Annotated in this window: 1 protein-coding gene; it reads left to right on the top strand. The window is 69.1% G+C overall.

Going from position 1 to position 456, the window contains the following annotated elements:
• The coding region (locus tag MXAZACID_RS17495) for an FUSC family protein (protein ID WP_008495935.1) at nt 1-456 on the top strand (456 nt) is incomplete at both ends.

Here is a 456-nt window from a genome sequence, read left to right as displayed (position 1 = left end):
GGCGCGGGTGACGGTGGCGGTGGCTTTGGCCTATCTGCTGGTCGCCTGGTTGAACCTCACCTTCTCCTACTGGGCGACGATGGCGACGGTGATGGTGATGCAGCCTCTGGCCGAGGCGACCTGGCCGCGCAGCCTGGAGCGGATCCTGGGTAGTGTCGGCGGCGGCATGCTGGCGGCCTTGCTGCTGGCGGCCAGCCCCGCCAAGCCGGTGCTGCTGCTGATCATCTTTCCGCTGGCGGCGCTCACCATCGCCTTCAAGAGCGTGAACTATACCGTGTTCGTGCTGTTTCTCACCTCCCTCTTCGTGCTGGTGATCGAGATGGTGCAGCCGGGCAGCGGCGTGCCGGTGGCCCGGGCGGTGAATAACATCATCGGCGCGCTGGTCGGCGTGGCGGGGGTTCTCGTGCTGTGGCCGGAACGCCGGCCGGGCGGGGTGGCGGCGCTGCTGGCGGCGGC

This window comes from Acidocella sp. MX-AZ02 (assembly GCF_000306035.1).
GTDB classification, from domain to species: Bacteria; Pseudomonadota; Alphaproteobacteria; order Acetobacterales; family Acetobacteraceae; genus Acidocella; species Acidocella facilis.
The sequence above is the reverse complement of the archived record's forward strand: the minus strand, read 5'-3'. Positions and strand labels throughout refer to the sequence as shown.